Below are 25,420 nucleotides of genomic sequence, written 5' to 3'. Positions count from 1 at the left end.
CGCGGCCGCCATCGGGCGGCCGCTTTCTCTTTATCGGGCCACGCCGCGGCGGCCCGCCGCTTCGACCGGCCGGCGCCGCGCAGCCTGCCGGTGCGACCCGGCGACGAAACCGCTGCCCCGGCTAGGGCCTTGCCGCGGAACTGCGCTCGTCGAGCGCGGCCAGCGCCAGCACGATGCGGTCGATCTCGCCGCTCGGCCGTGCCGTGGCCGCGTCCCCCGGCGGCTGGTAGTTGTTGAGCAGGATCGCGAACGCCAGCCGTTCGCCGGCGGCGGTGGTCAGGTAGCCGGCCAGGCCGCGAATGCCGTTCATCGCGCCGGTCTTGGCATGGACGCGGCCCTGCGCGGGCGTATCGCGCAGGCGGCCGGCGAGCGAGCCGTCGACGCCCGCCTGCGGCAGCGCCAACCGGAAGGCCGCGCCGTCGGGCGTGTCGCCCCAGCGTTGCAGCAGGGTGGCCAGCGCCGCGGCCGAGGTCAGGTTGCGCCGCGACAGGCCGGCCCCGTCCTCGATCGAAGCCTGCTGCGGTGTGATGCCGAGGCCCGACAAATAACGGCGCAGCGCATCGGCCGCCCGCTGATCGGTGCTGCGGAACGGCAGGGAGTCGGGCTGCAGCGCGCGCACCTTGTCCGCCTCCGCCGCGCCGACCAGCAGGAACAGATTCTGCAGGTACAGGTTCTGCGACACCTTGAGCCCGCGCCGTACCAGGTCGGCCAGCGGCGGCGAGTGCACCTCGGCGATGCGTTGCGGCGCATCGGCGGCCATCGCCACGGTGCGCTCCGGCCAGTAGACGCTGCGCAACCGCCCTTCCAGCGTCACGCCCTGCCGGGCCAGCGCGTCGCGCAGCTGGCCGGCCGCCGTCAGCGCCGGGTCCACCAGCGCCAGGCGGTAGCGCTGCTCGCCCGCATCGGCGGCGATGCTGCCGAACGCCTGCAGCGTGGCCTGTCCCGGTGCGCGGAACAGGCCGACATCGGTGGGCCGCCCGCGGGCGACCGTCAGCAGGCGATTGGCCAGGTCCGGCGCCGAGCCGGGCGGCTCGAAGCGCAGGCCGGCCATCGCCCCGACCTGCGGCGCCGGCCGGATGCGGACCGTCACCAGGTTCTCGTCCACGCTGAGCGCCGCCGCGGGCATGCCGAACCAGCTCTGCAGGTCCGCCGCTTCCCAGCCGGCGCCGAACAGCGGCGCCGCGAAGCGCGTGGCATCGCCGATCAGGTCGCCGTGCACGCGGGTAACGCCGCGCCGGCGCAGCGCGATCGCCAGCCGGTCGGCCCAGGACACGTCCGCATCGGCGCCGAGCGCCGGATCGCCGTAGCCGTAGAGGACCAGGTCGCCGTGCAGTTCACCGTCGCGAGCCGGTGCCGCCGTCGCGAACAGCGTCGTCGGTATCCGGTAGTCGCCGCCGAATGTCGCCAGCGCCAGCGCCGCGGTGTAGAGCTTGGCCGTCGAGGCCGGTACCAGCAGGCGCTCGGCCTGGTGGGCATAGACCGTGCGGCCGCTGTCGATCGACACCGCCTGGACGCCCCAGCTCGCCGCGGCGAAGCGCGGCTCGGCGAGGATCGCATCGATCTGCGCGCGGGTCGCGGCGGCACCGGCCGCCTGGACGGTGCCGCCGGCCGTGCCCAGCAGCAGCGCCGCCAGCCAGCACGCCGGCCGTTTCAATCGCCGGCCTCGCCGCGGGCCGCCTTGCGGGCCGCGCGCAGCGCATGCAGCTTCTCGGCGATCTTCAGCTCCATGCCGCGCGCCACCGGTGCGTAGAACACGCGGCCGGCCAGCGCGTCGGGCAGGCATTGCTGGTCGAGCGCGACACCGCCCTCGACATCGGGGTCGTACTGGTAGCCCTTGCCGTAGCCCAGGCCCTTCATCAGCCGCGTCGGCGCATTGCGCAGGTGCATCGGCACCTCCAGCGTGCCGCTCGCCGCGATCTCGGCCTTGACGGTGTTGAACGCGGCATAGGCGGCATTGCTCTTGGCGGCGATCGCCAGGTACAGCGCCGCTTCCGCCAGCGCCAGGTCGCCTTCCGGCGAACCGAGCCGGTCGTAGGTGTCCCAGGCTTCCAGCGTCATCGTCCAGGCCCGCGGATCGGCCAGCCCGACGTCCTCGATCGCCATTCGCGTCAGCCGCCGCGCCAGGTAGGCCGGGTCGACGCCGCCGTCGAGCATGCGCGTGCACCAGTACAGCGCCGCGTCCGGATCGGACGAGCGCACGGACTTGTGCAGGGCCGATATCTGGTCGTAGAACTGCTCGCCGCCCTTGTCGAAGCGCCGCGTGCGGTCGGCCAGCACCTGGGTCAGCGTGGTCTCGTCGATGCGGCCGTCCTCGGCCAGTTCCGCGGCGATCTCCAGCAGCGTCAGCGCGCGCCTGACGTCGCCGTCGGCCGCCTGCGCGATCAGGCCGAGCGAGGCGTCGTCGACGGACAGGCCGAGCTCGCCGAGCCCGCGCTCCGGATCGGCCAGCGCGCGCGCCAGCGCCCGGCGGATGTCCTCGACCGAGACCGCCTCGAGCACGTGCACGCGGCAGCGCGAGAGCAGCGCGGAGTTCAGCTCGAACGAGGGGTTCTCGGTCGTCGCGCCGACGAACAGGATCACGCCGCGCTCGATGTGCGGCAGGAAGGCGTCCTGCTGGGCCTTGTTGAAGCGGTGGACCTCGTCGACGAACAGCACCGTGCGGCGCCCCTGCTGGTAGCGCACCTCGGCCTCGGCCAGGGCCGCGCGCACCTCCGGCAACCCCGAGAGCACCGCCGAGATCGCGCGGAAATCGGCGTCGGCATAGCGTGCCAGCAGCAACGCGAGCGTGGTCTTGCCGCAGCCGGGGGACCCCACAGGATCATCGAGTGGACCTTGCCGGCCTCGATCGCGCGGCGCAGCGGCTTGCCCGCGGACAGCAGCCGGCTCTGGCCGACGATGTCGTCCAGGGTGCGCGGGCGCATGCGCTCGGCCAGCGGCTTGAGCGTGTCCGATTCGGTGAACAGGGCGGGTGCAGGGGGCGGTCGGCGAGGCATCGCCCGATGATACCCGCCCTGCCCGCGGCATCGGCCGGACCGCGTGATAGGAACCGCGGCGCCGCGTCGTCCTGGAAGGCATGAACGCGCCCCTTCCGACCGCTCCGGCCCGCCTGATGCGCCATGTCCTCACCGCCGCGCTGGCGATCGCCTGGACGGCGGCGCCGGCCGTGCAGGCCAGCGCCGCGGGGACGCCGGTGCTCGGCGTGGTCAAGTTCCAGGACGAGACCGGTGCGCTGCCGTTCCAGGGCGGCATCGGCCGCGTGCTGACCAACATCCTGACCAACGAGCTGGCGGCGCGCCCGGTCTTCACCGTCGTCGAGCGGCGCCGGCTGGCGGCGGTGCTCGAGGAGCAGGACCTCGGCACCTCCGGCCGGGTGCAGCCCGGCGACGGCCCGCGCATCGGCCAGCTGACCGGTGCCGACTACCTGGTCATGGGCACGGTGACCGCATTCCAGCCCGGCGTCGAGACCCGCGCCGTTCGCGGCGGCTTCGCCGGCATCGGCGGCTCGCGGCGATCGGAAACGGCGTACCTGGCGATCGACCTGCGCGTGGTCGACACCGAAAGCGGCGAGATCCGCTATGCGCGCTCGATCGAAGGGCGTACGACCCGGACCGCCACGTCGGTCCAGGTCGGTCTCGGCGGCGCGGGCCTCGGCTACGAAGCGTTCAAGAGCGAGGCCGATGCCCGCGTCGTGCGCGCCGCGGTGATCGAGGTCATCGACTACCTCGAATGCGCGATGGTCCGCCGCGACGGCTGCATGGCCGGGTACGCCGAGAAGGACCGGCGCCGCGTGGACGCGACGCGGCGCGCCATCGACCTCGACCACGACACCCGGAAACGATCGCGATGAACCATCACCGCCCCGCCCGCCTGCTCGTCCTGCTGCTCGCCGCCTCGGCCGGCGTCGACGCCGGGACGGTCATCGAGTACCGCCACGAAGGCGACTGCCCGACCGACTTCGACCGCATGACGATCAGCGGCCTGCGCGCGCGCATCGACATGCACGTGGACGGCACGCCGATGTCGACGATCGCCGACGACGGCGAACAGCTGATGACCCAGGTGCTGCACGAGCTCGGCACGTACATGACGATGGAGTCGGACGACGACGCGATCGATTTCCAGAGCGACGTCATGCGCAGCAGCCACATCCACGCCGGCAACGAGGCCGCCAAGGTGACCGGCATGGACCGTGCGACGTTGACGGCCCGCTTGCGCGCGCAGCAGGTGGCGTCCTGTCCCGAGATGGCCGATCTCGGCTTCGGCGATCCCGACTACGCCGAGGCCGCCGCGCGCTGCGCCGAAACGATGGCGAGCACCGTCCCGAGCGGTGACCGCCGGCAGGCGGTCGCCGCGGCGATGGCCGGTGGCCGGGCCTCGCAAGCGGCCCATCCGGTCGCACCGCAGGACGCCGCGGCGACGCCGTGGCGCAAGACCCGCACCGAACGCGGCGAGGAGGCCACGATCGACGGCCGCCGTTGCCGCGTCGAACGCACCGTCCGCGGCGAGACCGTGCTGCGCGAGGACTGCCTCAGTCCGATCGCGGACCTGGACCTGGAACCGGCGGCGCTGCGCCGGCTCAATCGCATCGCCACGGTCGGCGCGACCGTCGGCCGCGGGCTGGCCGAGCTGCACCCCGAGGCCGCCGACGAGGCCGGCCCGCCGAGCGTGCCACTACGCCGCCGCTGCTACCGCGACGGGCGCCCGACCGGTACGGCGACGCTGTCGTTCCGCAGCGGCGTCGACGTTCCGGAGGCAACGTTCGAGGTGCCGGCCGGCTACCGGCCGATGCAGGTCGGCGCGTCGGACGCGTCCGACGCGCCGTGAGCCGCCGCGGCGGTCAACGTCCGCGATGCAGTTCCTGGAGCTGGCGCTCGTACTCGTCGATCAGGTAGCGCTTGCGCAGGTCGTCCAGCCGCTGCTTGAAGTCCAGCGCCGGCCGGATGTCGCCGTTCTCGATCTCGACACTGAACAAGTCGTCGTTCCTCCGCAGGCACCACGGCAGCGCCGTACCGGTGCCGCGCAAGGCGCAGTAGGTGATCGAAGTCACGCTGGCACCGGTCGGCGGGTTGGCGGCGGCATCGGCGACGCGGACATTGCAGGCGTTGATGCTCTGGTAGTCGATGACGGTCCTGCCGCTGCCGTCGGAATAGCAGACCAGGCCGGCCCAGCCGCTCACGCCGTCATGCGTGGCATGGGCGAGCGGTGCCGCGCAAGCCAGGCCGAGTGCGAGCAGGTGCATGGTGATCTTCATCGGTGTCGTTCTCCGTCGTTGGGCTCCGGGCGGTCGCCCGGCAGCGCGACGACGCTAGCGGCGGGCCGCCGCCGGGCGCGAGGACGAAACCGGGATCAAATGGCGCCCGGCGGGTCTTTTTTCCCGGTTTCGTCCCGGCTCCGGCCTCGACAGCCTGGCGGCAGCGCCGCCAGACTCGGGCATCCCCACCGTGGAGCCGTTCGCGATGAAGCCGCTTGCCCCTATCGCCGCCCTCTGGGCACTGGCCGCCGCCGCGCTGCCGGCCGCCGCGCACGAGGAGCCCTACTCGACCACCTGGTGCAGCGGCGGCCAGGTCACGGAGCTGGGAACCTTCCAGATCCCCGGGCAGGTCCTGTCGAACTTCCGCCAGAGCCCCGCCTGCGCCTATGAGATCCACAACAGGGATTGCGGCGTGTTCGACGACGACTACCACGCCGCCCGCAGCTACTCGGCTGCCTACTGTGTGCTGCTGGCCTCGAACCTGCAGCAGGATACCGGCGCCGTGTCGATCATCCCGGTCGTCACCGGACCGGCCTCGTTCCTCGACGACGACCACCACCACAGCTACCAGGCATCCAGCGGGCTGAGTGGGGTGTGCCTGGTCTGCCGGCGGCCGCTGGGCCTGCCGACCTTGCCGACGCAGCCGAACAACCCGGTCCGATAGCCGCCGCGGGGGAGTATCAGCGGGCCAGCGCCTTGACGGCGTCGATGAGCCCGCGCAGCCGTTCGCGCTGCCCGGTGTCCAGCGGGCACTCGGCCAGCACGAAATAGGCCGTGCGCAGCACCTCGCGCCAGCGCGGCCGCTCCGGCATGCGCTCCATGCCGAGGTAGCGCTCCATCGTGCGGACCCGCAGGCGACCGTCGTCGATCGTGATCCGCCAGACGCCGCTGGCTTCGGCCAGGTCCAGGCGCGACTTGCGCGTACTCGATTCCCAGGCGTCCACCGCCGCCCGCATCAGGGCGACCAGGGCCCGGCGAAACGCCTCCGGTGCCGCGCCGGCGGGCGGCGGCGTGGCCGGCGCGAGCGTCGACTCGTCACGCGCATGGGCGTCGCGCAGGTCCTCCAGCAGGTGGCGGGTCTGCGCGTCGGGACCGGCGGCCGCGGAAAGGCCCAGCACGATCAGTTCCTCCTCCAGCGCCAGCGGCATCAGCCACATGCCGGCACCGGCAGCGTCGATCGCCACCGGTGCCCCGGGGGCGTCGTCCAGGCCCCGCAGCCAGTCGCCGATCCGCTGCGCCTGACCGGGCTCGATCCAATCGGCCAGTTGCTCCGGGCTGCCCGACGGTTCCGCGTCGGGACGGCCGAGCAGCGCGCGCGCGGCCCGGTTGGCCAGATAGACCTGCCCGGCGGCATCGACCAACAGCAGCGGCTCGCCGGCCCGGTCCAGCGCCAGCCGCAGCCGATGGCGGTCCGCGCGTAGGCGCGCGGCCGCCGCGCGGAACCGATCCAGCTCCTGCTCCAGCTGCACGCGGCTGCGCTCGGCCTGCAGCCGCAGCTGCCACACGCGGCGGCGATGCAGGGCCAGCAGGGCCAGCAGGATCGCCGCCGCCGCGGCCAGCAGTCCGTCGCGTGTGCGCCGCGCGTCCTTCAGCGCGCCCTGCTGGCGGCTGCTCTCCAGTTCCAGTTGCGCCAGCTCGCGCTCGCGCTCGGCGAGGCCGTAGCGGATGCGCAGGCGGTCCACCACCTCGCTGCGCTGGCGCTCGTCGAGCGCCTGCTGCGCCTCGAAGGCCCGGCGCTGCAAGGCCAGTGCCGGGCGCCAGTCGCCGAGCGCCTCCGCCCAGGCGGCCAGGCGTGCCAGCGCCTGCTGGCGTTCGGCCAACGCGTCGGACGGATCGTCGCGATCGAGCCGCGCCGAGAGGCGCCCGAAGGCCTCGCGCGGGCGGCCGGCCAAGGCGAGACGCTCGGCATCCAGGCGCACGTAGGCCAGCGGCTCGTTGCCGCCGAGCGCTTCGACCAGGGGGCCGGCCGCGGCCAGCCCCGCGGTCAGCGCCGCCGCGTCACCGGCACTCGACGCCAGGTCCGCCTGGCGCAGCACGACGCGCAACCGGTCCGGCGCCGCCTGGGCCTCGTCGAAGATCGCCGCGGCGGCCGCATAGGCCGTGGCGGCCGCCGCCGTGTCGCCGCGCGCCGCCGCCACCAGGCCGAGCGACTCGTGCGCATGCGCCGCCTTGAGCGGCACGCCGCCCTCGGTGTGCAGCTGGATCGCCTTGCGCAGGTAGGCCTCGGCCTGGTCGAGGTCGCCCGCCTCCCGGTAGACGTCGGCGATGTTCTGCAGGGCCGGGCCGACCTCCTGCTCCTGCCCGGCACGCGAGCGCAGCTCCAGGCTGGCGATGAAACTGGACAGCGCCGCCGGATAGTCGCCGAGCTTGCGCTGGACGATGCCGAGGTCGTTGAACGCGATCGCGCGCTCGCGATCGCCCAGCGGCCCGGCCAGGACGCGCGCACGCTCGAAGGCATGCAAGGCATCGGCGGGCCGGTCGCGGCGGAAGGCCAGCATGCCCGTGCGCCGCGCCAGCCGGAAGCGATCCTCCGCCGTGCCGTGCTCGCGCAGGGACCGTTCGATCTGCGCCAGCCAGCGCTCGGCCGCCTCGAACTCGCCCAGCGCCTGGGCCGCTTCGCTGGCATGGAACATCGCCTCGACCGCCTCGCTGGTGCGCCCCTGCGCCAATGCCCGATCCGCCGCGGCCGCGCAGACCGTGGCCGCACGGGCCGGCGACGGATGGCGCAGGGCGCGGCATTCGGACAACGGCTGCTCGTCGGCGCCGGGCGGATCCTGTCCCTGCGCGGCGCCCAGTTGCAGCGCACCGGCCAGCAGGATCAGCCACGCCAGGCCGGCAGCGGCACCGGCGGATGCGCGGCGGCTCATGGATCGATGCGTCGCCGGTTTCCCGACAGCGTTGTCGTCGGCACCCCTTTCCCCCTCGATCCGGACTCGCCGGCGCGATCCCAATCCCGGCCGCCGTCCGCGGCGGCCCTCAATCCCCGATCGGAATCACCTGCGGCCCCGGGCCGGTGTCGCCGATCACATCCACGCCCTTGGGCGGCGTGAACCGGAAGGTATCGGCCGGCAGGGCCGGATTGCGCTTCCAATCGGTGAAGCGCATCTCGGTCTCGTTGCCGAGCTGGTCCTTGAAGCGCATCCGCGCCAGGCCGCCGGCATCGAAGCCCAGCTCGGCGTACTCGAACTCCGGCTCCTCGGCGCGCGAGGTCAGGCGCAGCCAGATCAGGCCGTCGCGCTCGCCGGCTTCGCTGGCGACGAAATCGCGGTCGATCAGCGAGAGATCGGTCAGGACCGTCAGGGGGCTCTGCGCTTCCTCGGTGCTCTGGCTGCGCACGCTGACCTGCTCCAGGTCCGGATCGTAGATCCACACGCGCGTGCCGTCGGCGACGATCAGTTGCTCGAACGGTTCGGTCGTCTGCCAGCGGAACTGGCGCGGCGCCTGCAGCGCCAGCCGGCCGCGCGACGCGTCACCGCCGCCGGACTGGGCGGTGCGGACGGTCTGGCTGAAATCGGCGCTGACCGATTTGAGGTCCCTGGAGAACGCCTCCATCCGCGCACGGGCGGATTCGGCGGCCGCGGCGAGCGGCGACAGGACGGCGAGCAACAGGGTCAGGCAGGTCGCGATCGGGCGCACGCGGAACACTCTCTTGGGCTGAAGGACGCCGCGCAGTAGACGCCAGCGCGGATGAAGCGCGTTCGAACCGGACCTCGCGCGCGCATGCGGGTCAGTCCTTCGGCGGCGGCGGTGCCAGGACCGTGCGGTTGCCGTTGTGCTCGGGCGTGCTCACCACGCCGTCGCGCTCCATCTGCTCGATCAGCCGCGCGGCGCGGTTGTAGCCGATCCGCAGGTGGCGCTGCACGCCGGAGATCGATGCGCGGCGCGTCTCGGTGACGATGCGCACCGCGCGATCGTACAGCTGCGCGTCCTCGCCGCCCTCGCTTTCCTCCGCATCCAGCGGCAGGCCGATGTCGCTGATGACCTTGCCGTCGGCGAGCGTCTGCACTTCCTCGAGCACGCCATCGATGTAGTCCGGCTCGCCCTGCTGGCGCAGCCATTCGACCACCCGATGGACTTCGTGGTCGTCGACGAAGGCGCCGTGCACGCGCTCCGGGCTGGCGGTGCCCGGCGGCAGGAACAGCATGTCGCCGTGGCCGAGCAGGGTTTCGGCGCCGCTCTGGTCGAGGATCGTGCGCGAGTCGATCTTCGAGGACACCTGGAACGCGATGCGCGTGGGGATGTTGGCCTTGATCAGGCCGGTGATGACGTCCACCGACGGCCGCTGCGTGGCCAGGATCAGGTGCACGCCGGCGGCGCGCGCCTTCTGCGCCAGCCGGGCGATCAGCTCCTCGACCTTCTTGCCGACGATCATCATCATGTCGGCGAACTCGTCGATGATGACGACGATGTACGGCAGCGGCTGCAGCGGCTCGGCGACGCGCTGCGGCTGCGAGGCGTCCGGCCGGAACAGCGGGTCGAGCAGCGGCTGGCCCTTGGCCTCCTCCTCCTTGACCTTCTTGTTGAAGCCGGCGAGGTTGCGCACGCCGACCGCGGCCATCAGCTTGTAGCGCCGCTCCATCTCGGCCACGCACCAGCGCAGCGCGTTGGCCGCTTCCTTCATGTCGGTGACGACCGGCGCCAGCAGGTGCGGGATGCGCTCGTAGACCGAGAGCTCGAGCATCTTCGGGTCGATCATGATCATGCGCACGTCGGCGGCGGTGGCCTTGTACAGCAGGCTCAGCACCATCGCGTTGAGCGCCACCGACTTGCCCGAGCCGGTCGTGCCCGCGACCAGCAGGTGCGGCATCTTGGCGATGTCGGCCACGTGCGGCCGGCCGGCGATGTCCTTGCCCAGCGCCAGCGCCAGCGGCGACTTCATCGCGTCGTAGCGGTCCGAGCGCAGGATCTCGGACAGGTACACGATCTCGCGGTTGACGTTGGGGATCTCCAGGCCGATCACCGACTTGCCGGGAATCACGTCGACCACGCGCACGCTGACCACCGACAGGCCGCGGGCGATGTCCTTGTCGAGGCTGGAGATCTGGCTGCCCTTGATGCCCGGCGCCGGCTGCAGCTCGAAGCGCGTGACGACCGGCCCCGGGAACACGCCGACCACCTGCACCTCGATGCGGAAGTCGCGCAGCTTCAGCTCCACCTGGCGCGACAGCACCTCCAGCGTCTCGGGCGAATAGCCCTTGACCTGCTGCTTGGGCTCGTCCAGCAGGGACAGCGGCGGCAGCTCGCCCTCGGCGGCGGCGCCGGCGAACAGCGGGATCTGGTTCTCGCGCTGGGCACGCTCGCTCTTCTCGATCGGCGCCAGCACCGGCTCGATCTTGATCGGCTCGCGCTTGGCCTGGCGCACCGTCTCGACCTTGCGCGTCTCGGCGCGCTCGACCCGCGCCTCGCGCGCGGCGCTCCAGTCGTCGGCCTTGCGCAGGGTGCCGCCGAGCCAGCCGGCGGCATTGACCAGGTTGCGGCCGATCAGGTCCATCAGGGCGAACCACGACAGCCCGGTCGCCAGCGTCACCGCGATGAGGAACAGCGCCAGCAGGAACAGGTCCGCCCCGAGGACGCCGAAGGCATGCATCAGGCCGTCGCCGACCACCTGGCCGAGGATGCCGCCGGGGCCGGCCGGCAGGATCGTGGGGCCGCCGACGTTGAGATGGGTCAGGCCCGAACCGGCGACCAACACCGCCACGCAGCCGACCAGGCGCAGCATCGGCCCGAACGCCGTCCGCTGGCTGGCCGGGCCACCGCGCAGCACCGCCGCGCCGATCGCCAGCAACAGCAGCGGGAAGGCGTAGGCCAGGCGCCCGCAGAAATAGAACAGCAGGTCCGCGAACCACGCCCCGACCGCACCGCCGAAATTGCCGATGCGGTCGGGCTGGCCGGCATGCGACCAGCCCGGGTCCTGCGGGCTGTAGGTCAGCAGGCAGGCGAACAGGTAGATCGCCAGCGGCAGGAGCAGCAGGAAGCCGGCCTCGCGCACCAGGCGTTGCAGCCAGGCATTGGAGACAGGTCGGGGTTTACTGCCGGATTCGCGCGCCACCGAAACAATTTACCTGAGATTTTCCAGACAATCTATTGTTTTGTCAGGACTTCAAAGCCGGGTGAACGATCTCGCCCGCCGCGATGTTGATACCGGCCTTGAGCGCCGCCGACTCGCGCCACGCCGGCCCCTTCGCCAGCCGCTGCACGTACGGCAGGATCGCCGCCGAGATCGCCTGCGAGGAGGTCTGCGGCACCGCGCCGGGCATGTTGGTCACGGCGAAGTGCGTGACGCCGTCGACGACGTAGGTCGGCTCGGCCCAGGTGGTCGGCCGCGAGGTCTCGAAGCAGCCGCCCTGGTCGATCGAGATGTCGGCCAGCACGCTGCCCGGCTCCATCGACTTGACCATTTCGGCGGTGACCACGCGCGGCGCCTTGGCGCTCGGGATCAGCACCGCGCCGATCACCAGGTCCGCGTTGCGCACTTCGCGGGCGACGTATTCCTCGTACGGGTACAGCGCCGTGACGTTGCTGCCCAGCGCCATCATCTGCGCGAGCCGCTCGGGCTTCATGTCGAACACGACGACGTTGGCCCCGCCCGCGGCGGCCAGCGCCGCCGAGTTGCTGCCGGCCGCGCCCGCGCCCAGCACGACGACCTTGCCGCGCTCGGTCGACGGCAGGCCGCCGAGCAGCTTGCCCTTGCCGCCCGCCGGCTGGTGCAGCAGGTGCGTGCCGATCTGCACGGCGATGCGGCCGGCGATGACCGACATCGGTGCCAGCAGCGGCAGCGAGCCGTCCGCTTCCTGCACCGACTCGAACGCGACGCCGGTCAGGCCGATCTCGAGCAGGCGCGCGGTCAGCGCCGGCTCGGCCGCCAGGTGCAGGTAGCAGAACAGGAGGTGGTCCTTGCGCAGGCGCGCCAGGTCGCCGGCGATCGGCTCCTTGACCTTGACGATCAGCTCGCCCGCCGCATAGAGCGCGTCGGCATCGGCGACCACGTTGACGCCCACTCTCGCGAAGTCCTCGTCGGAGAAGCCGCTCTTGCGACCGGCACCGGACTCGATGAACACCTCGTGGCCATGCTTGACCAGATCGGCACAGGCCGCCGGCACCAGGGCAACACGGCCTTCGAGGGTCTTGGTTTCGGCAGGAATACCGATGCGCATCGTGATCTCCGCAAAAAGGATGATGTGAGTAGCCATTCTGAGCGGTGCGCCATCGCGACGCATCCCGCATTGCAACCTTGATTCGCCAGCCCCTTCGCCCCATCCTCCCGACTCCCCGCGATCGCCTGCGCGGCCGTCCGACGGACACCGCGAAGACGCAACGACGGGGGAGCATCCGGAGCCGGTCGCCGAGGTCGACGAACCTCGCGCCCGGCGTGGCAGAGAACCCAAGCGAACAGGGCCGGAAAAATCGGCCGGGATTATACATGACGACTCCGAAGCACACCCGCCTGCTGATCCTCGGATCCGGCCCGGCCGGCTACACGGCCGCGGTCTACGCGGCCCGCGCGAACCTCAAGCCGACCCTGATCACCGGTATCGCCCAGGGCGGCCAGCTGATGACGACGACCGACGTCGACAACTGGCCCGGCGACGTCGAGGGCCTGCAGGGACCGGCCCTGATGAAGCGCATGGCCGAGCACGCCGAGCGCTTCGAGACGCAGATGGTGTTCGACCACATCCACAGCGTGGACCTCAAGCAGCGCCCGTTCCGCCTGAAGGGCGATGCCGGCGAGTACACCTGCGACGCGCTGATCATCGCGACCGGCGCGACCGCGATGTACCTGGGCCTCGCCTCGGAGGAGAAGTACAAGGGCCAGGGCGTCTCCGCCTGCGCCACCTGCGACGGCTTCTTCTTCCGCGACCAGGAGGTCGCCGTGATCGGCGGCGGCAACACCGCCGTCGAGGAGGCGCTGTACCTGGCCAACATCGCGCGCAAGGTGACGCTGGTGCACCGCCGCGACAAGCTGCGCGCCGAGAAGATCATGCAGGACAAGCTGTTCGAGAAGGAGCGCGCCGGCAAGATCGAGGTCGTCTGGAACCATACCGTCGCCGAAGTGCTGGGCGACGCGACCGGCGTCAACGGCGTGCGGCTCAAGAGCACGCAGGACGGCACGACGCGCGACATCCCGGTCACCGGCATGTTCGTCGCGATCGGCCATACGCCCAACACCGGCATCTTCGAGGGCCAGCTGGACATGCGCAACGGCTACATCACGATCCGCACCGGCCTGGACGGCGGCGCCACGGCCACCAGCGTGCCGGGCGTGTTCGCGGCCGGCGACGTGGCCGACCAGGTCTATCGGCAGGCGGTGACCTCGGCCGGCTTCGGCTGCATGGCCGCGCTCGACGCCGAGCGCTACCTCGACTCGATCGGGCTGGCCGGCTGAGGGCACCGGGACCGCGCACCGGCCCGCCGATGCTGCAAGCGCGGTTCCATCCGCGCCTCGACGCGATCGAGGCCCACGCCTGGGACGCGCTGCGGCCCGACGACAACCCGTTCGTCGGCCACGCGTTCCTGGCCGGCCTCGAACGCCACGGCTGCCTGTCGCCCGAGTACGGCTGGCAGCCGCACCACCTGGGCCTCTACGCCGGCGACACGCTGGTCGCGGCCGCCCCGCTGTACCTCAAGGGCAACTCGCACGGCGAGTTCGTGTTCGACTGGAACTGGGCCGCCGCCTACGAGCGCCACGGCCTGCCCTACTACCCCAAGCTGCTGGTCGGCGTGCCGTATTCGCCGGTGACCGGCCCGCGGCTGCTGGCCGGTACCGGCGGGGACGCACCGGCCCTGCGCCGCGTGCTGGCCGGCCTGATCGAGCAGGAAGCCGGCCGGCTCGGCCTGTCCTCGGCACACGCCAACTTCGCGACGGCACCGGACGCGCAGGCCCTCGGCGAGGCCGGCTGGCTGGCACGGATGGACTGGCAGTTCCACTGGGAGAACCGCGGCTGGCAGGACTTCGACGCGTTCCTCGCCGCGCTCACCGCCAAGAAGCGCAAGAACATCCGCCACGAGCGCGCGCAGGTCGCGCGCGCCGGCATCGCCTGCAGCCTGGTGCCCGGCGGCGCGCTCGACGCGGCCACCTGGCGCGAGGTGCACCGGCTCTACCGGCAGACCTTCGACGCCCACGGCAACTTCCCGGCCCTGACGCCCGCCTTCTTCCGCTACCTCGGCAGCGCCCTGCCGGCGCAGACCCTGGTGGCGCTGTGCCGGCGCGGCGACACGCTGGTCGCGATGGCGTTGTTCCTGCGCTCGTCCGATACGCTCTACGGCCGCTACTGGGGCGCCGACGCCGAGGTGCCGGGCCTGCATTTCGAGGCGTGCTACTACCAGGGCATCGCCTACTGCCTGCGCGAGGGCCTGGCCCGCTTCGAGCCCGGCGCACAGGGTGAGCACAAGGTCGCACGCGGCTTCCTGCCGGTGGCGACGCATTCGTTCCACCACATCGCCGATGCGCGCTTCCGCGACGCGATCGGCGCCGCGCTGACGCGCGAGACGGCGCTGCTGCACGCCTATCGCGACGAGGTGCTGGCGCACAGCCCGTACGCGGCCACGCCATGATCCGCATACCGATCCTCTCGCCGCACCGGCGCGAGCCGTTCCCGCCGGCGCAGACCGCCCTGCGCGACCCGGATGGCCTGCTCGCCGCCGGTGGCGATCTGTCGCCCGAGCGCCTGCTCGATGCCTACGCACACGGGATCTTCCCGTGGTTCTCCGACGGCGAACCGATCCTGTGGTGGTCGCCCGATCCGCGCATGGTCTTCGCCACCGGCGCGATGCACGTGCCGCAGCGGCTGCGGCGCTGGCTGCGCGGCTGCCACTGGACGATCAGCGCCGACACCGCCTTCGCCGAGGTCATGCAGGCCTGCGCCGCACCGCGCGAGGGCCAGCCGGGCACCTGGATCGGCCCGGCGATGCTCGACGCCTACGTCGCGCTGCACGAACGCGGCCACGCCCATTCGGTCGAGGTCCGCGACGGCAACACCCTGGTCGGCGGCATCTACGGCGTCGCCGTCGGCCGCATGTTCTTCGGGGAATCGATGTTCAGCCGCGCCAGTGGCGGCTCCAAGGTCGCCCTGCTCGCCCTGGCCAGGGCGCTGGACGGCTGGTCCTGGCCGCTGCTCGATGCGCAGGTCCGTTCCGCCCACCTGGTCACGCTCGGGGCCCGCGCGCTGCCGCGGACGCAGTTCCTGGCCCAGGTGCGCCGGCTGGCCGGGGAGACCGGGCGGATCGGCGCCTGGACCGCGGCGTTCCCGCCGCTGGCGCCGCCGCAGCTGGCCGGCCGGTAAGGCCGCGAACGGCGCCGATCCGAACGAAAACGTTTCGTTCACGGCGCGTTCGTGGCAGAATCCCGCGCCTTTCCGCCTGCCGACCAAGGCTGCCTGCCCCCGAATGTCCAAAGACGACGTCATCGAAATGGAAGGCACGGTTCTCGAAACCCTGCCCAACACCATGTTCCGCGTGAAGCTCGAGAACGGCCACGTGGTCACCGCCCATATCTCCGGGCGCATGCGCAAGAACTACATCCGCATCCTGACCGGCGACAAGGTCAAGTGCGAGATGACCCCTACGACCTGACCAAGGGTCGCATCACCTACCGCATGAAGTAGTCGCGGCGACGGCGGATCGCCGTACCGGCCCGACGTTCCCGCGGCGCCCGCCCGGGACCCACGCGCTCTCTCCCTGCTCGACCCGACGACACGCCTCGTCGCCGTTCCCGTGCGCGGGATCCGGCCGTGCCGTCATGGCGCCGTTGCGCCCGGCGAGCGGTCAGGCCGCCGCGCCGGCCAGGAACCGGCTCGGCGCCGCGCCCAGCGTGCGGCGGAACATCGTCGCGAACGCCGAAGCGCTCTCGTAGCCGAGGTCGAAGGCGATCGTCGTGATCGGCACGCCGGCCGCCAGCCGCGGCAGCGCCGCCAGCAGGCAGGCCTGGCGGCACCAGGCCGCAAAGCCGAACCCGGTCTCGGCGCGGAAGCGGCGCGTGAACGAGCGCCGGCTCATGGCCAGTTCCTCGCACCAGTCGTCGATCGTCTGGTGCGGCGAGGGTTGTTCCAGGTAGCGGCGGCAGCGCGCGGCCAGGCGCGGGTCGCCCGGGAACGGCACCTTCAGCGGCAGCTCCGGGGCGCGGCCGATCTCCAGCAGCAGCAGCGAGAAGATCAGGTCCTCGCGCGAGCCGCTCGGATAGGCCGGCGGCAGCTCGACCGCCTCGCGCAGCAGGCCGCCTGCCAGCCTCGAAACACCCACGACCCGGCAGGCCACCGGCAACCCCGTGGCCGCATCGGGCGCGACATACAGGCTCAGCAGGTCCACCGGCGCCAGCATCGTCACCTCGTGCGCGACGCCGGCCGGAATCCAGACCGCGCGTTCCGGCGGCACCACCCAGTTGCCGAGGTCGGTATCGACCAGGGCGACGCCGTCGGCGGCATACAGGAACTGCGCGCGCCAATGCCGGTGGCGGGGCACGTGGTGGCCCGCCGGATAACAGCTGCCGACGGCGACGAACGGCCCCGGCGTAGCTTCGACCTCGTGCGGCTGGACGTTCTTCACGATGGCCCGATCGAAAGGATGATTGGCCTGGGCAATGATGCGTGGACCGCCCCCCGGGAGTCTACTGCCGCCTGGCCCTCGTCAGGCCCGTGCACTCCGCCAGCACCTCCCTCCCTACTGGCGGATGCGGGTGGGACGGCTCCCCGGCATCGCCGATGGAGCCGTCCTTCCCGGTTTGGCGCCCCTTCCCGCACCCGATCCGATGTCCACCTCCGCCAACGATCTTCCGCTGCCCGCACCGGCCGCACCGGCGCCGGCCGCCACCGCCTTCCCGATCCTGGCCAGCCTCAGCGTCTGCCACCTGCTGAACGACCTGATCCAGTCGCTGCTGCCGGCGCTGTATCCGTTGCTCAAGGCATCCTTCGCGCTCGATTTCGGCCAGATCGGCCTGATCACGCTGACGTTCCAGTTCACCGCCTCGCTGCTGCAGCCGGTGATCGGCCTCTACACCGACCGCCACCCGAAACCCTATTCGCTGGCCATCGGCATGGGCTCGACGCTGATCGGGCTGCTGCTGCTCTCGCAGGCGGCCAGCTTCACCGCGCTGCTGGTCGCCGCCGCGCTGATCGGCACCGGCTCCTCGGTCTTCCATCCCGAATCCTCGCGCATCGCACGCATGGCCTCCGGCGGCCGCCACGGCCTGGCGCAGTCGCTGTTCCAGGTCGGCGGCAACGTCGGTTCGGCGATCGGCCCGCTGCTGGCGGCCTGGATCGTCATGCCGCGCGGCCAGGGCAGCGTCGCCTGGTTCGCGCTGGCGGCACTGGTCGCGATCGTGCTGCTCGGCCGGATCGGCGGCTGGTACCGCGCGCACCTGTCCCGCGTGCCGCAGCGCGGCCAGCGTGGCGGCGAGCCCGTGCTCCCCCGGCGGACCGTGGCCGCCGCCCTGGCCGTGCTGGGCCTGCTGATCTTCTCCAAGTACTTCTACCTGGCCAGCCTGACCAGCTACTACACGTTCTACCTGATGGAAACCTTCGGCGTGGATGCGCAGCGCGCGCAGTTGCACCTGTTCGCGTTCCTCGGCGCGGTGGCGGTCGGCACCATCGCCGGCGGACCGATCGGCGACCGCATCGGCCGCCGCTACGTGATCTGGGGCTCGATCCTCGGCGTGCTGCCGTTCACGCTGCTGCTGCCGCACGCGAACCTGTTCTGGACCACCGTGCTGACGATCGTGATCGGCCTGATCCTGGCCTCGGCGTTCGCGGCGATCCTGGTCTATGCGCAGGACCTGGTCCCGGGCCGGACCGGCACGATCGCCGGCCTGTTCTTCGGCTTCGCGTTCGGCATGGGCGGCATCGGTGCGGCGGTCCTCGGCCAGCTCGCCGACCACATCGGCATCCAGGCCGTCTACCGCCTCTGCGCCTGGCTGCCGGCCATCGGCCTGCTCGCCTGGTTCCTGCCGGCGATGCGGCCGGGCGCGACACGCCCGGCACGCGCCGGCTGACCGCCGCGGCCTCAGGCCGGCGGCCGCGACACCACCAGCACACCGGCCAGCACCAGCACCGTCCCGGCCACCTGCCAGGGACCCATCGCCTCGCCCAGCACCAGCACGCTCAGCACGATCGTCGAGACCGGCCCGAGCATGCCGATCTGCGCGGCCAGCCCGGGACCGATCCGCTCGATCGCCATCATCACCGCCAGCACCGGGAACACCGTGCACAGCGTGCCGTTGAGCAGCGACAGCCACCACACCGGCGGCACGATGCCGGCGAACGCAGCCGGCCCGGCCAGGATGAAGGCCTGCGCGAGGCACAGCACGCAGGCCACCGTGCTGGCATAGGCGGTCAGCCGCAACGCACCGATGCGCGCGACCAGTTGCCCGCTGCCGACCAGGTAGATCGCATAGCTCAGCGCACTGGCGAACACCAGCGCGCCGCCGAGCGCCACGTCGGTGCCGCCGAGCGAAAGGTCGTGCCCGAAGGCCAGCGCCACGCCGGCATAGCTGATCGCCAGCGCCGCCAGTTGGCGGGTGCCGACCCGCCGCCGGTAGGCCAGGTAGCCGATCAGCAGGACCAGCGTCGGCGTCAGGTACAGGATCAGCCGTTCCAGCGTCGCCGTGATGTAGGACAGGCCGGCGAAATCCAGGAAGCTGGCGAGGTAGTACCCGAAGAAACCGAGCGCGGCGATGCGCAGCGCGTCGCCGCGGCCGATCGGCGGCCCGCCGCGCCGTTGCGCCCACAGCCCCATCACCACGAAGAACGGCAGCGCCACCAGCATCCGCAGTGCCAGCAGCGTGACCGCATCGACACCGTGCCGGTAGCCGAGCTTGACGATGATCGCCTTGCCGGAGAACGCCACCGCGCCGACCGCCGCCAGCACCACGCCGCCGAGCAGGCGCTCCGTCGCCGGCGGTGTCATTCAGTAGGGTTCCAGTGCCGCTTCCAGCAGGCGGCGGATCAGCGCCTGCGTCGGCCCGGCACGTTCCTCGACGTACGCGAACGTCGCCTCGTCCATGTAGCGCCGCTGGGCAAGCTCGAGCTGGACCGCATCGATGCCCTGCCCGGGCCGGCCGTAGTGGCGCGTGATGTAGCCGCCCTTGAAGCGGCCGTTGACGACGAAGCTGTACGCGTCCTGCCCCTCCAGCACGCCGGTCAGGCGCTGCTGCAGGCCGGTCGAGCAGCTGGCGCCATCGGCCGTGCCGAGATTGAAGTCCGGCAGTTGCCCCTCGAACAGGAACGGCACCGCGGCACGGATCGAATGCCCCTCCCACAGCACGGCGCGGCCGTGGGTGGCGTGCAGGCGGTCCAGTTCCCCGGCCAGCGCCGCGTGGTACGGGCGCCAGTAGGTATCCACGCGCGCGGCGACCTCGTCGGCCGACGGCGCCTGCCCCGGCAGGTACACCGGCTCGCCGCTGAACTGCACCAGCGGGCACAGGCCGGTGGTGTTCCGGCCCGGATACAGCGAGGTGTCGTCCGGCGGCCGGTTGAGGTCGACCACGTAGCGCGAGTGCCGCGGCGCCAGGATCGAGGCGCCCAGCGCGCGCGCGAACGCATACAGCTGCGAGACGTGCCAGTCGGTGTCGGGCACCTGCCGTGCCGAGGGTGTCAGCCGCGCCGCGATCGCGTCGGGCACCGCCGTACCGTCGTGCGGCAGGCTGACCAGGAGCGGCGCGCTGCCGCGATGCAGGGTGAAGATCGTCATTGCGTCACATCCATCGTCGCCGGCATGGCGAGGGCATGCTAGAGCGTATCGGCACCGTCGGGGCCACGCAGCGGGCACGGACGCAGCACCGCACCGGCGTCCTCTCGCTCAGCGCCCGCCGCCGGGAGGCCGCGGCGCCGGCGGGCGCCGCGGGTGGAACACCAGCGGCTGCGGTCCGGCCGGCGCCGGCCCGCAACTGCCACAGCTGCCGCAGCCGTCGCCGCAGGACCCGCCCGATGCCGCCAACGGACGCAGCACGCGGCCGCAGCGGCGCAGCCACGCCGGCCGGCCGGGCCGGTCGATGCGGTCGGCGATGCCCGCCTGCCAGCGCCGCGCCGTGCGCGGCGCCAGGCGGCGCAGCGCCGCGATCGCGGCCCAGCCGACGATCAGCACGACGAGGGCGAGTTCGAGCGCGGCGCTCATGCCAGCCACCGGCCGATCTGGTAGGTCGCCAGCGACGCCGCGTAGGCCAGGGCGAACAGGTAGCCGGCCATGATCCAGACCTGCCGCCAGCTGTTCGTCTCGCGGCGCACGGTGGCCAGCGTCGACAGGCACATCGGCGCGAACACGTACCAGGCCAGCAGCGACAGCGCGGTCGGCAGCGACCACTGCGTCGCGACGATCGCCGCGAGGCCTTCTTCGTGGCCGGACAGCGCATACACCGTCGCCAGCGACGAGACCGCGACCTCGCGCGCGGCCAGCCCGGGCACCAGGGCGATGCAGATCTGCCAGTTGAACCCGAGCGGCGCGAACACGATCTCCAGCAGGCCACCGATGCGGCCGGCCAGGCTGTACTGGATCGCCGGTCCGCTGGCGCCGTCCGGCGGTGCCGGGAAGCTGGACAGGAACCAGAGGATCACCGTCAGCGCGAGGATGATGCCGCCGACGCGCTTGAGGAAGATCATCGCGCGCTCCCACAGGCCGATCGCCACGTCGCGCACATGCGGCCAACGGTACGCGGGCAGCTCCATCAGCAGCGCGTGCTCGCCCTGGTCGCGGCGCAAGCGCTTGACGACCCAGGCCACGGCCATCGCGCTGAGGATGCCCGCCGCGTACAGCGCGAACAGCACGATGCCCTGCAGGTTGAACACGCCGGCCACGCTGCGCTGCGGGATGAAGGCAGCGATCAGCAGCGTGTAGACCGGCAGGCGCGCCGAGCAGGTCATCAGCGGCGCGATCAGGATCGTCGTCAGGCGGTCGCGCGGATCGGCGATGCTGCGCGTGGCCATGATGCCGGGGATCGCACAGGCGAAGCTCGACAGCAGCGGGATGAACGAGCGTCCGGTCAGGCCCACCCGCCGCATCAGCCGGTCGAGCAGGAACGCCGCGCGCGGCAGGTAGCCCGACTCCTCCAGCACCAGGATGAACAGGAACAGGATCAGGATCTGCGGCAGGAACACGACCACCCCGCCGACGCCGGCGACGATGCCGTCGACCAGCAGGCTGCGCAGCAGGCCGTCGGGCAGCAGCGCCGCCAGGCCCGCGCCGAGCGCGCCGAAGCCGGCCTCGATGCCGTCCATCAGCGGCTCGGCCCAGGCGAACACGGCCTGGAAGATCAGGAACATCACCGCGGCGAGGATCAGCGGGCCGGCCAGCGGATGCAGCACCACCCGGTCGATCGCCTGATCGGTCGCCGCGGTATCGCGCGGGCTGCCGACGGCGACCGCCAGGATGCGCCGCACCTCGGCGTGCACGTCCCCGACCGGCGCTGCCGACGGGGCCGCGACCGCCGCCGTGTCGATCCACTCGACCAGTGCCTGCGCGCCGTGCCGGCGGACCGCGACAGTGGCGACCACCGGGATGCCCAGCTCACGCGCCAGCGCCGCGGCATCGACGACGATGCCGCGCCGTTGTGCGGCGTCGACCATGTTGAGCGCGAGCACCAGCGGCCGCCCCAGCGCCTTGAGCTCCAGTACGAAGCGCAGGTGCAGGCGCAGGTTGGTCGCGTCGACGACGCACACGATCAGGTCCGGCACCGCCTCGCCCGGATGCCGGCCCAGGCACACGTCGCGCGTGATCGCCTCGTCCGGGCTGGTCGCCGCCAGGCTGTACGTGCCCGGCAGGTCCAGCACGCGCACCTGGCGGCCCGACGGCGCCGTGTAGTGGCCTTCCTTGCGTTCGATCGTGACGCCGGCGTAGTTGGCCACCTTCTGGCGCGCACCGGTCAGGCGATTGAACAGCGCGGTCTTGCCGCAGTTGGGATTGCCGACCAGGGCGATCTGCAGGACGCTCATGCGGGCACCTGCCCGGCCGTGCCGGCCGTCACCTCGACCCGCGCCGCCTCGCTCTGGCGCAACGCGAAACGCGTCGAGCCGATCTGCACCAGCACCGGGTCGCGCCCGAGCGGCGCCGATGCCACGATCCGGATCGGCTCGCCGGCGACGAAGCCCAGCTCGCGCAGTCGCCGCGCGATCGGATCATCGGCACCGGTGTCGACGACGCCCGTGACCACCGCGGGGATATTCTTCTGAAGCTCGGACAAGCGCACGGCAAACCTTCATCGATCGCGCATGCAGGGCCTCCGGGAGCGAAAGGACCTGCGGCGGCGGCCGCCGCGCCTCGCGGGCGGCGGCGAAAGCGGGAGTATAGCCCCAGATAGGGGCGAGACCCATTCGCATCCAGTGCCGCGCGGCACGTACCGCCGCCGGCCATCGGCCGCCGACATCCGACCGCCCGCGTGATCCGTGCCGGCGCCGCCTGCGTCGAATGGCCGCAAGGCCCCGCTCCGGCAGGCGCGTGATTGCCAGGCGACTGGGGCCACAGGCTATACTTCCGCCGATTTTTTCGCGTAGCCAGACGGATCCGAGCCCGACATGACCCGCGCTTTGCTGTTCGCCACGACGTTGCTCTTCGCCCTGCCCAGCCTTGGCCTTGCCGACACCGGCAAAGGCGATCCCGCCGCCGGCAAGCTCAAGGTCTACACCTGCACCGGCTGCCATGGCGTCACCGGCTGGCGCAACGCCTATCCGAGCTACCACGTGCCACGCATCGGCGGGCAGAACTACGACTACCTCGTCGCCGCCCTGAACGGCTACAAGAGCGGCGACCGCCAGCACCCGACGATGCAGGCGCAAGGCGAGAGCCTGTCCGCGGAGGACATCCGCGACATCGCCGCCTATCTGTCCACGATCCAGCCGTGAGCCGCCGGAGCCCGCCCCGCATGCACCCGATGAAGCCGATTCTCGCCACCCTCATCCTGTTCGCCAGCGCGCACGCCCTGCCGGTCTGGGCCGCCGAAGCGCGCGCCGGCAAGGGCAGCGTCGAGGCCGGCAAGGAAAAGTCGCTCGCCTGCCAGGCCTGCCACGGCCAGGACGGTGCCGCCAAGATCGACCCGCAGTATCCGCGCCTGGCCGGCCAGTACGCCGACTACCTGTCGCGCGCGCTGCACGAGTACCGCTCCGGTGCGCGCAAGAACCCGATCATGGCCGGCTTCGCGACCACGCTGTCGGACCAGGACATCAACGATCTCGCGGCGTTCTACGCCAGCCTGCCGGTCACGCTGGCCGACCTCAGCAAGCCGGTGGTCGCCCACGAGTGACGTTGCGCGACGGGCCTCGCGCCCGTCGGCCCCGCTGCCGTTCTTGTGCGTCCGCGATGCGTCCGCTATCCTGCGCGGCTCTTCGCGAAGGGCCTTTGACGAGGCTTCCGTTGTCGCTTTCCGCCGGCGATGCATCGCGCAAGAGTTGAGGCTTTGGATGCCGAACGGAATACGCTCCAGGATGGATCGAAGTTGTAGCTTTAGGTGTTACGTGGTGCGGAAAGGTGTCCGAGTGGTCGAGCGCGATGGCTTTCGCCGTCGCCTCCAGCGACGGCGCATCGCGCGAGGGCGAGGCAGGAGCCGAGCGGCTTGCGCTCCAGGGATGGATCGAAGTTGTAGCGTTACGTGAGCGCGGAGAGGTCGAGCGCGATAGCTTCGCTGCCGCCCTCAGGCGGCGGCGTATCGCGCGAGGGTGAGGCATGGATGCCGGACGGAATACGCTCCAGGATGGATCGAAGTTGTAGCTTTAGGTGTTACGTGGTGCGGAGAGGTGTCCGAGTGGTCGAGCGCGATGGCTTTCGCCGTCGCCTCCAGCGACGGCGCGTCGCGCGAGGGCGAGGCAGGAGCCGAGCGGCTTGCGCTCCAGGGATGGATCGAAGTTGTAGCGTTACGTGAGTGCGGAGAGGTGTCCGAGTGGTTGAAGGAGCACGCCTGGAAAGTGTGTAAACGGGTAACCGTTTCGCGGGTTCGAATCCCGCTCTCTCCGCCAGTAATGCCGTCGCATCGCCAGGGATTGCGTGCGAGCGAGACCCCCGGCCCGGTCCAGCGGTCCCGGAACAGTTCAATGGTGGCTCCGTCGGTTCTCCCGCGACGATAGCCTGCGAATTCCGCCAGGTCCGGAAGGAAGCAACGGTAGCAGGTGATTCGGGTGCCGGGATCAGGCTGGCGGAGCCGCCACCCCTCCAGGCGGTATCGGCGCCGCCGCTCAACGCGCGGCGCGCGGCACATCGGACCGTCCCCAGCGCCACGAGGCGCGCAGCCGCTCGCCGAGGAACTCGACGAACTGCCGCACCCGCGGCGCCAAGTGCCTCGCATGCGGATAGATCGCGTGCAGCGGTGCCGCCGGGATCGGATACGACGCCAGCACCTGCACCAGGCGGCCGGCCTCGATGTCCTCGCCCACGTCCCAGATCGACTTCATCGCGATGCCCGCGCCTTCCAGCGCCAGCATGTGGGTCATCTCGCCCTGGTTGCAGAGGAACGGGCCGCGCACGCGCACGACCAGTTCGTCCTCGCCGCTGCCGAAGCGCCAGTCGGCACCGGACGCGTCGCCCAGGACGATGCAGTCGTGTGCGGCCAGCTCCAGCGGATGGCCCGGATGGCCGCGGCGTTCGAGGTAGGCCGGCGCGGCGCACAGCACCCGGTAGCTCGGCGCCAATTCGCGCGCGATCATCGTCGAGTCGGCCAGGCGGCCGTAGCGGATGGCGATGTCCGCCCCGCTCTCGACCAGGTCGACCACCGTGTCGGTCAGCTCCACCTGGATGCGCAGGTCCGGATGGTTCCGGCCGAACGCCGCCACGATCGGCGCCAGCTGGCGCCGGCCGAACGCGCACGGCGCATTGAGGCGCAGCAGGCCGCTGACACTGTCGCGCGTACGCGAGATCGCCGCCTCGGCCTCGGCGACTTCGGCCAGAATGCGCAGGCAGTGTTCGTGGAACACGGCGCCTTCCTCGGTCAGCGCCAGGCGGCGCGTGGTGCGCTGGATCAGGCGCACGCCGAGCCGCTCCTCCATCTGCGCCAGGCGCTTGCTGACCACCGCCAGCGACAGGCCGAGTTCGCGCGCCGCCGCCGACAACGTCCCGGTGGCGACGATGCGGGTGAACAGCGACAGGTCCAGAAGATTGTCGATCATCGGAGGATTCTTGATGCAGGCGAAAGAGCGTATCGCGGCAGCGGCCGATTTTCGCGGGCCCCGGACCGCGGCATGCTGCTCTGATTGCCTCCGGCCGGGCAGG

General features: G+C 71.7%; 22 protein-coding genes, 1 tRNA gene, 1 other RNA gene and 2 pseudogenes. 12 read left to right on the top strand and 14 right to left on the bottom strand.

Annotation, left to right across the window (positions count from 1 at the left end; translation table 11 throughout):
* Nucleotides 1-121: 121 nt before the first annotated feature.
* Nucleotides 122-1,654: a D-alanyl-D-alanine carboxypeptidase/D-alanyl-D-alanine endopeptidase gene (dacB, locus tag I596_RS08495; RefSeq protein WP_067646410.1), complete on the bottom strand. Its 1,533-nt coding sequence runs from the start codon at nt 1,652-1,654 to the stop codon at nt 122-124.
* A pseudogene (locus tag I596_RS08490) lies at nt 1,651-2,993 on the bottom strand (replication-associated recombination protein A). Before I596_RS08490 ends, dacB begins: the two are co-directional and overlap by 4 nt.
* 80 nt (nt 2,994-3,073) lie before the next feature.
* Here I596_RS08490 and I596_RS08485 point away from each other — a divergent pair.
* Entirely contained in the window at nt 3,074-3,847 is a 774-nt protein-coding gene (locus I596_RS08485; protein WP_083965463.1) for a CsgG/HfaB family protein, read from the top strand.
* On the top strand, nt 3,844-4,824 hold the full coding sequence (locus I596_RS08480) for a hypothetical protein (RefSeq protein WP_067646407.1): 981 nt from the start codon (nt 3,844-3,846) through the stop codon (nt 4,822-4,824). The genes I596_RS08485 and I596_RS08480 overlap by 4 nt, the downstream gene beginning before the upstream one ends.
* A 13-nt stretch (nt 4,825-4,837) precedes the next feature.
* Here I596_RS08480 and I596_RS08475 read toward each other — a convergent pair whose 3' ends face one another.
* Nucleotides 4,838-5,251 carry a hypothetical protein gene (locus I596_RS08475; protein ID WP_067646404.1) on the bottom strand — a complete coding sequence of 138 codons (414 nt, stop codon included), beginning with the start codon at nt 5,249-5,251 and terminating at the stop codon, nt 4,838-4,840.
* A gap of 205 nt (nt 5,252-5,456) precedes the next feature.
* Here I596_RS08475 and I596_RS08470 point away from each other — a divergent pair, with 205 nt between their 5' ends.
* Nucleotides 5,457-5,915 carry a hypothetical protein gene (locus I596_RS08470; RefSeq protein ID WP_150132080.1) on the top strand — a complete coding sequence of 153 codons (459 nt, stop codon included), beginning with the start codon at nt 5,457-5,459 and terminating at the stop codon, nt 5,913-5,915.
* 16 nt (nt 5,916-5,931) lie between these two features.
* Here the strand turns inward: I596_RS08470 and I596_RS08465 are convergent, their stop codons facing one another.
* From I596_RS08465 to ald, 4 genes are all read right to left on the bottom strand, one after another.
* Complete coding sequence (locus I596_RS08465; RefSeq protein WP_067646398.1) at nt 5,932-8,118, bottom strand: tetratricopeptide repeat protein; 2,187 nt, start codon at nt 8,116-8,118, stop codon at nt 5,932-5,934.
* 109 nt (nt 8,119-8,227) lie between these two features.
* The gene (gene lolA, locus I596_RS08460; RefSeq protein ID WP_067646395.1) at nt 8,228-8,887 is read right to left on the bottom strand and encodes an outer membrane lipoprotein periplasmic chaperone LolA; all 660 of its coding nucleotides are present in this window, start codon (nt 8,885-8,887) and stop codon (nt 8,228-8,230) included.
* 91 nt (nt 8,888-8,978) lie between these two features.
* Nucleotides 8,979-11,300, bottom strand: a complete 2,322-nt coding sequence (locus I596_RS08455; protein WP_067646391.1) for a DNA translocase FtsK — start codon at nt 11,298-11,300, stop codon at nt 8,979-8,981.
* Between the two features lie 43 nt (nt 11,301-11,343).
* Nucleotides 11,344-12,405, bottom strand: a complete 1,062-nt coding sequence (gene ald / locus I596_RS08450; RefSeq protein WP_067646387.1) for an alanine dehydrogenase — start codon at nt 12,403-12,405, stop codon at nt 11,344-11,346.
* Between the two features lie 266 nt (nt 12,406-12,671).
* On the opposite strand from ald, the gene trxB reads away from it, so the two are divergent.
* From trxB to infA, 4 genes and pseudogenes are all read left to right on the top strand, one after another.
* On the top strand, nt 12,672-13,634 hold the full coding sequence (gene trxB, locus I596_RS08445; protein WP_067646384.1) for a thioredoxin-disulfide reductase: 963 nt from the start codon (nt 12,672-12,674) through the stop codon (nt 13,632-13,634).
* Between the two features lie 29 nt (nt 13,635-13,663).
* Nucleotides 13,664-14,803 (top strand): GNAT family N-acetyltransferase, encoded by a 1,140-nt coding sequence (locus I596_RS08440; RefSeq protein WP_067646382.1) that lies wholly within the window; start codon nt 13,664-13,666, stop codon nt 14,801-14,803.
* The gene (gene aat / locus I596_RS08435) at nt 14,800-15,531 is read left to right on the top strand and encodes a leucyl/phenylalanyl-tRNA--protein transferase (protein ID WP_067646379.1); all 732 of its coding nucleotides are present in this window, start codon (nt 14,800-14,802) and stop codon (nt 15,529-15,531) included. Before I596_RS08440 ends, aat begins: the two co-directional genes overlap by 4 nt.
* Before the next feature lie 103 nt (nt 15,532-15,634).
* Nucleotides 15,635-15,852: pseudogene (infA, locus tag I596_RS08430) on the top strand (translation initiation factor IF-1).
* A gap of 160 nt (nt 15,853-16,012) precedes the next feature.
* Here infA and I596_RS08425 read toward each other — a convergent pair.
* Nucleotides 16,013-16,789 carry an AraC family transcriptional regulator gene (locus I596_RS08425; RefSeq protein ID WP_067646376.1) on the bottom strand — a complete coding sequence of 259 codons (777 nt, stop codon included), beginning with the start codon at nt 16,787-16,789 and terminating at the stop codon, nt 16,013-16,015.
* A gap of 202 nt (nt 16,790-16,991) precedes the next feature.
* Between I596_RS08425 and I596_RS08420 the strand changes: the two genes are divergently transcribed.
* Nucleotides 16,992-18,230: an MFS transporter gene (locus I596_RS08420; protein WP_067646372.1), complete on the top strand. Its 1,239-nt coding sequence runs from the start codon at nt 16,992-16,994 to the stop codon at nt 18,228-18,230.
* An 11-nt stretch (nt 18,231-18,241) separates the two neighbouring features.
* Here I596_RS08420 and I596_RS08415 read toward each other — a convergent pair whose 3' ends face one another.
* From I596_RS08415 to I596_RS08395, 5 genes are all read right to left on the bottom strand, one after another.
* Nucleotides 18,242-19,144, bottom strand: coding sequence for a DMT family transporter (locus I596_RS08415; RefSeq protein WP_067646369.1), 903 nt, complete (start codon nt 19,142-19,144; stop codon nt 18,242-18,244).
* Nucleotides 19,145-19,927 (bottom strand): N-formylglutamate deformylase, encoded by a 783-nt coding sequence (gene hutG / locus I596_RS08410; protein ID WP_067646366.1) that lies wholly within the window; start codon nt 19,925-19,927, stop codon nt 19,145-19,147.
* 108 nt (nt 19,928-20,035) lie between these two features.
* Nucleotides 20,036-20,350, bottom strand: coding sequence for a DUF6587 family protein (locus tag I596_RS08405; RefSeq protein WP_067646363.1), 315 nt, complete (start codon nt 20,348-20,350; stop codon nt 20,036-20,038).
* Entirely contained in the window at nt 20,347-22,161 is a 1,815-nt protein-coding gene (feoB, locus tag I596_RS08400; protein WP_067646360.1) for a ferrous iron transport protein B, read from the bottom strand. The genes I596_RS08405 and feoB overlap by 4 nt, the downstream gene beginning before the upstream one ends.
* A complete protein-coding gene (locus I596_RS08395) occupies nt 22,158-22,415 on the bottom strand; it encodes a FeoA family protein (RefSeq protein WP_067646357.1) in 258 nt (85 codons plus the stop codon). The genes feoB and I596_RS08395 overlap by 4 nt, the downstream gene beginning before the upstream one ends.
* Before the next feature lie 325 nt (nt 22,416-22,740).
* Between I596_RS08395 and I596_RS08390 the strand changes: the two genes are divergently transcribed.
* The 4 genes from I596_RS08390 (at nt 22,741) to ffs (ending at nt 24,356) form a co-directional block, all read left to right on the top strand.
* Entirely contained in the window at nt 22,741-23,067 is a 327-nt protein-coding gene (locus tag I596_RS08390; protein WP_083965462.1) for a c-type cytochrome, read from the top strand.
* A gap of 29 nt (nt 23,068-23,096) precedes the next feature.
* On the top strand, nt 23,097-23,465 hold the full coding sequence (locus tag I596_RS08385; protein WP_067651637.1) for a c-type cytochrome: 369 nt from the start codon (nt 23,097-23,099) through the stop codon (nt 23,463-23,465).
* A 619-nt stretch (nt 23,466-24,084) separates the two neighbouring features.
* Nucleotides 24,085-24,174: transfer RNA gene (locus I596_RS08380), tRNA-Ser, on the top strand.
* Between the two features lie 85 nt (nt 24,175-24,259).
* Nucleotides 24,260-24,356: signal recognition particle sRNA small type (gene ffs, locus I596_RS08375), an RNA gene on the top strand.
* Between the two features lie 34 nt (nt 24,357-24,390).
* Here the strand turns inward: ffs and I596_RS08370 are convergent.
* Entirely contained in the window at nt 24,391-25,317 is a 927-nt protein-coding gene (locus tag I596_RS08370; RefSeq protein ID WP_067646354.1) for a LysR family transcriptional regulator, read from the bottom strand.
* Nucleotides 25,318-25,420: the final 103 nt, after the last annotated feature.

Origin of the sequence: Dokdonella koreensis DS-123 (assembly GCF_001632775.1) — a bacterium.
In the GTDB taxonomy this organism is placed as follows: Bacteria; Pseudomonadota; Gammaproteobacteria; order Xanthomonadales; family Rhodanobacteraceae; genus Dokdonella; species Dokdonella koreensis.
Note: the sequence above shows the minus strand (reverse complement) of the source record. Positions and strands in the feature narration are given on the sequence as shown.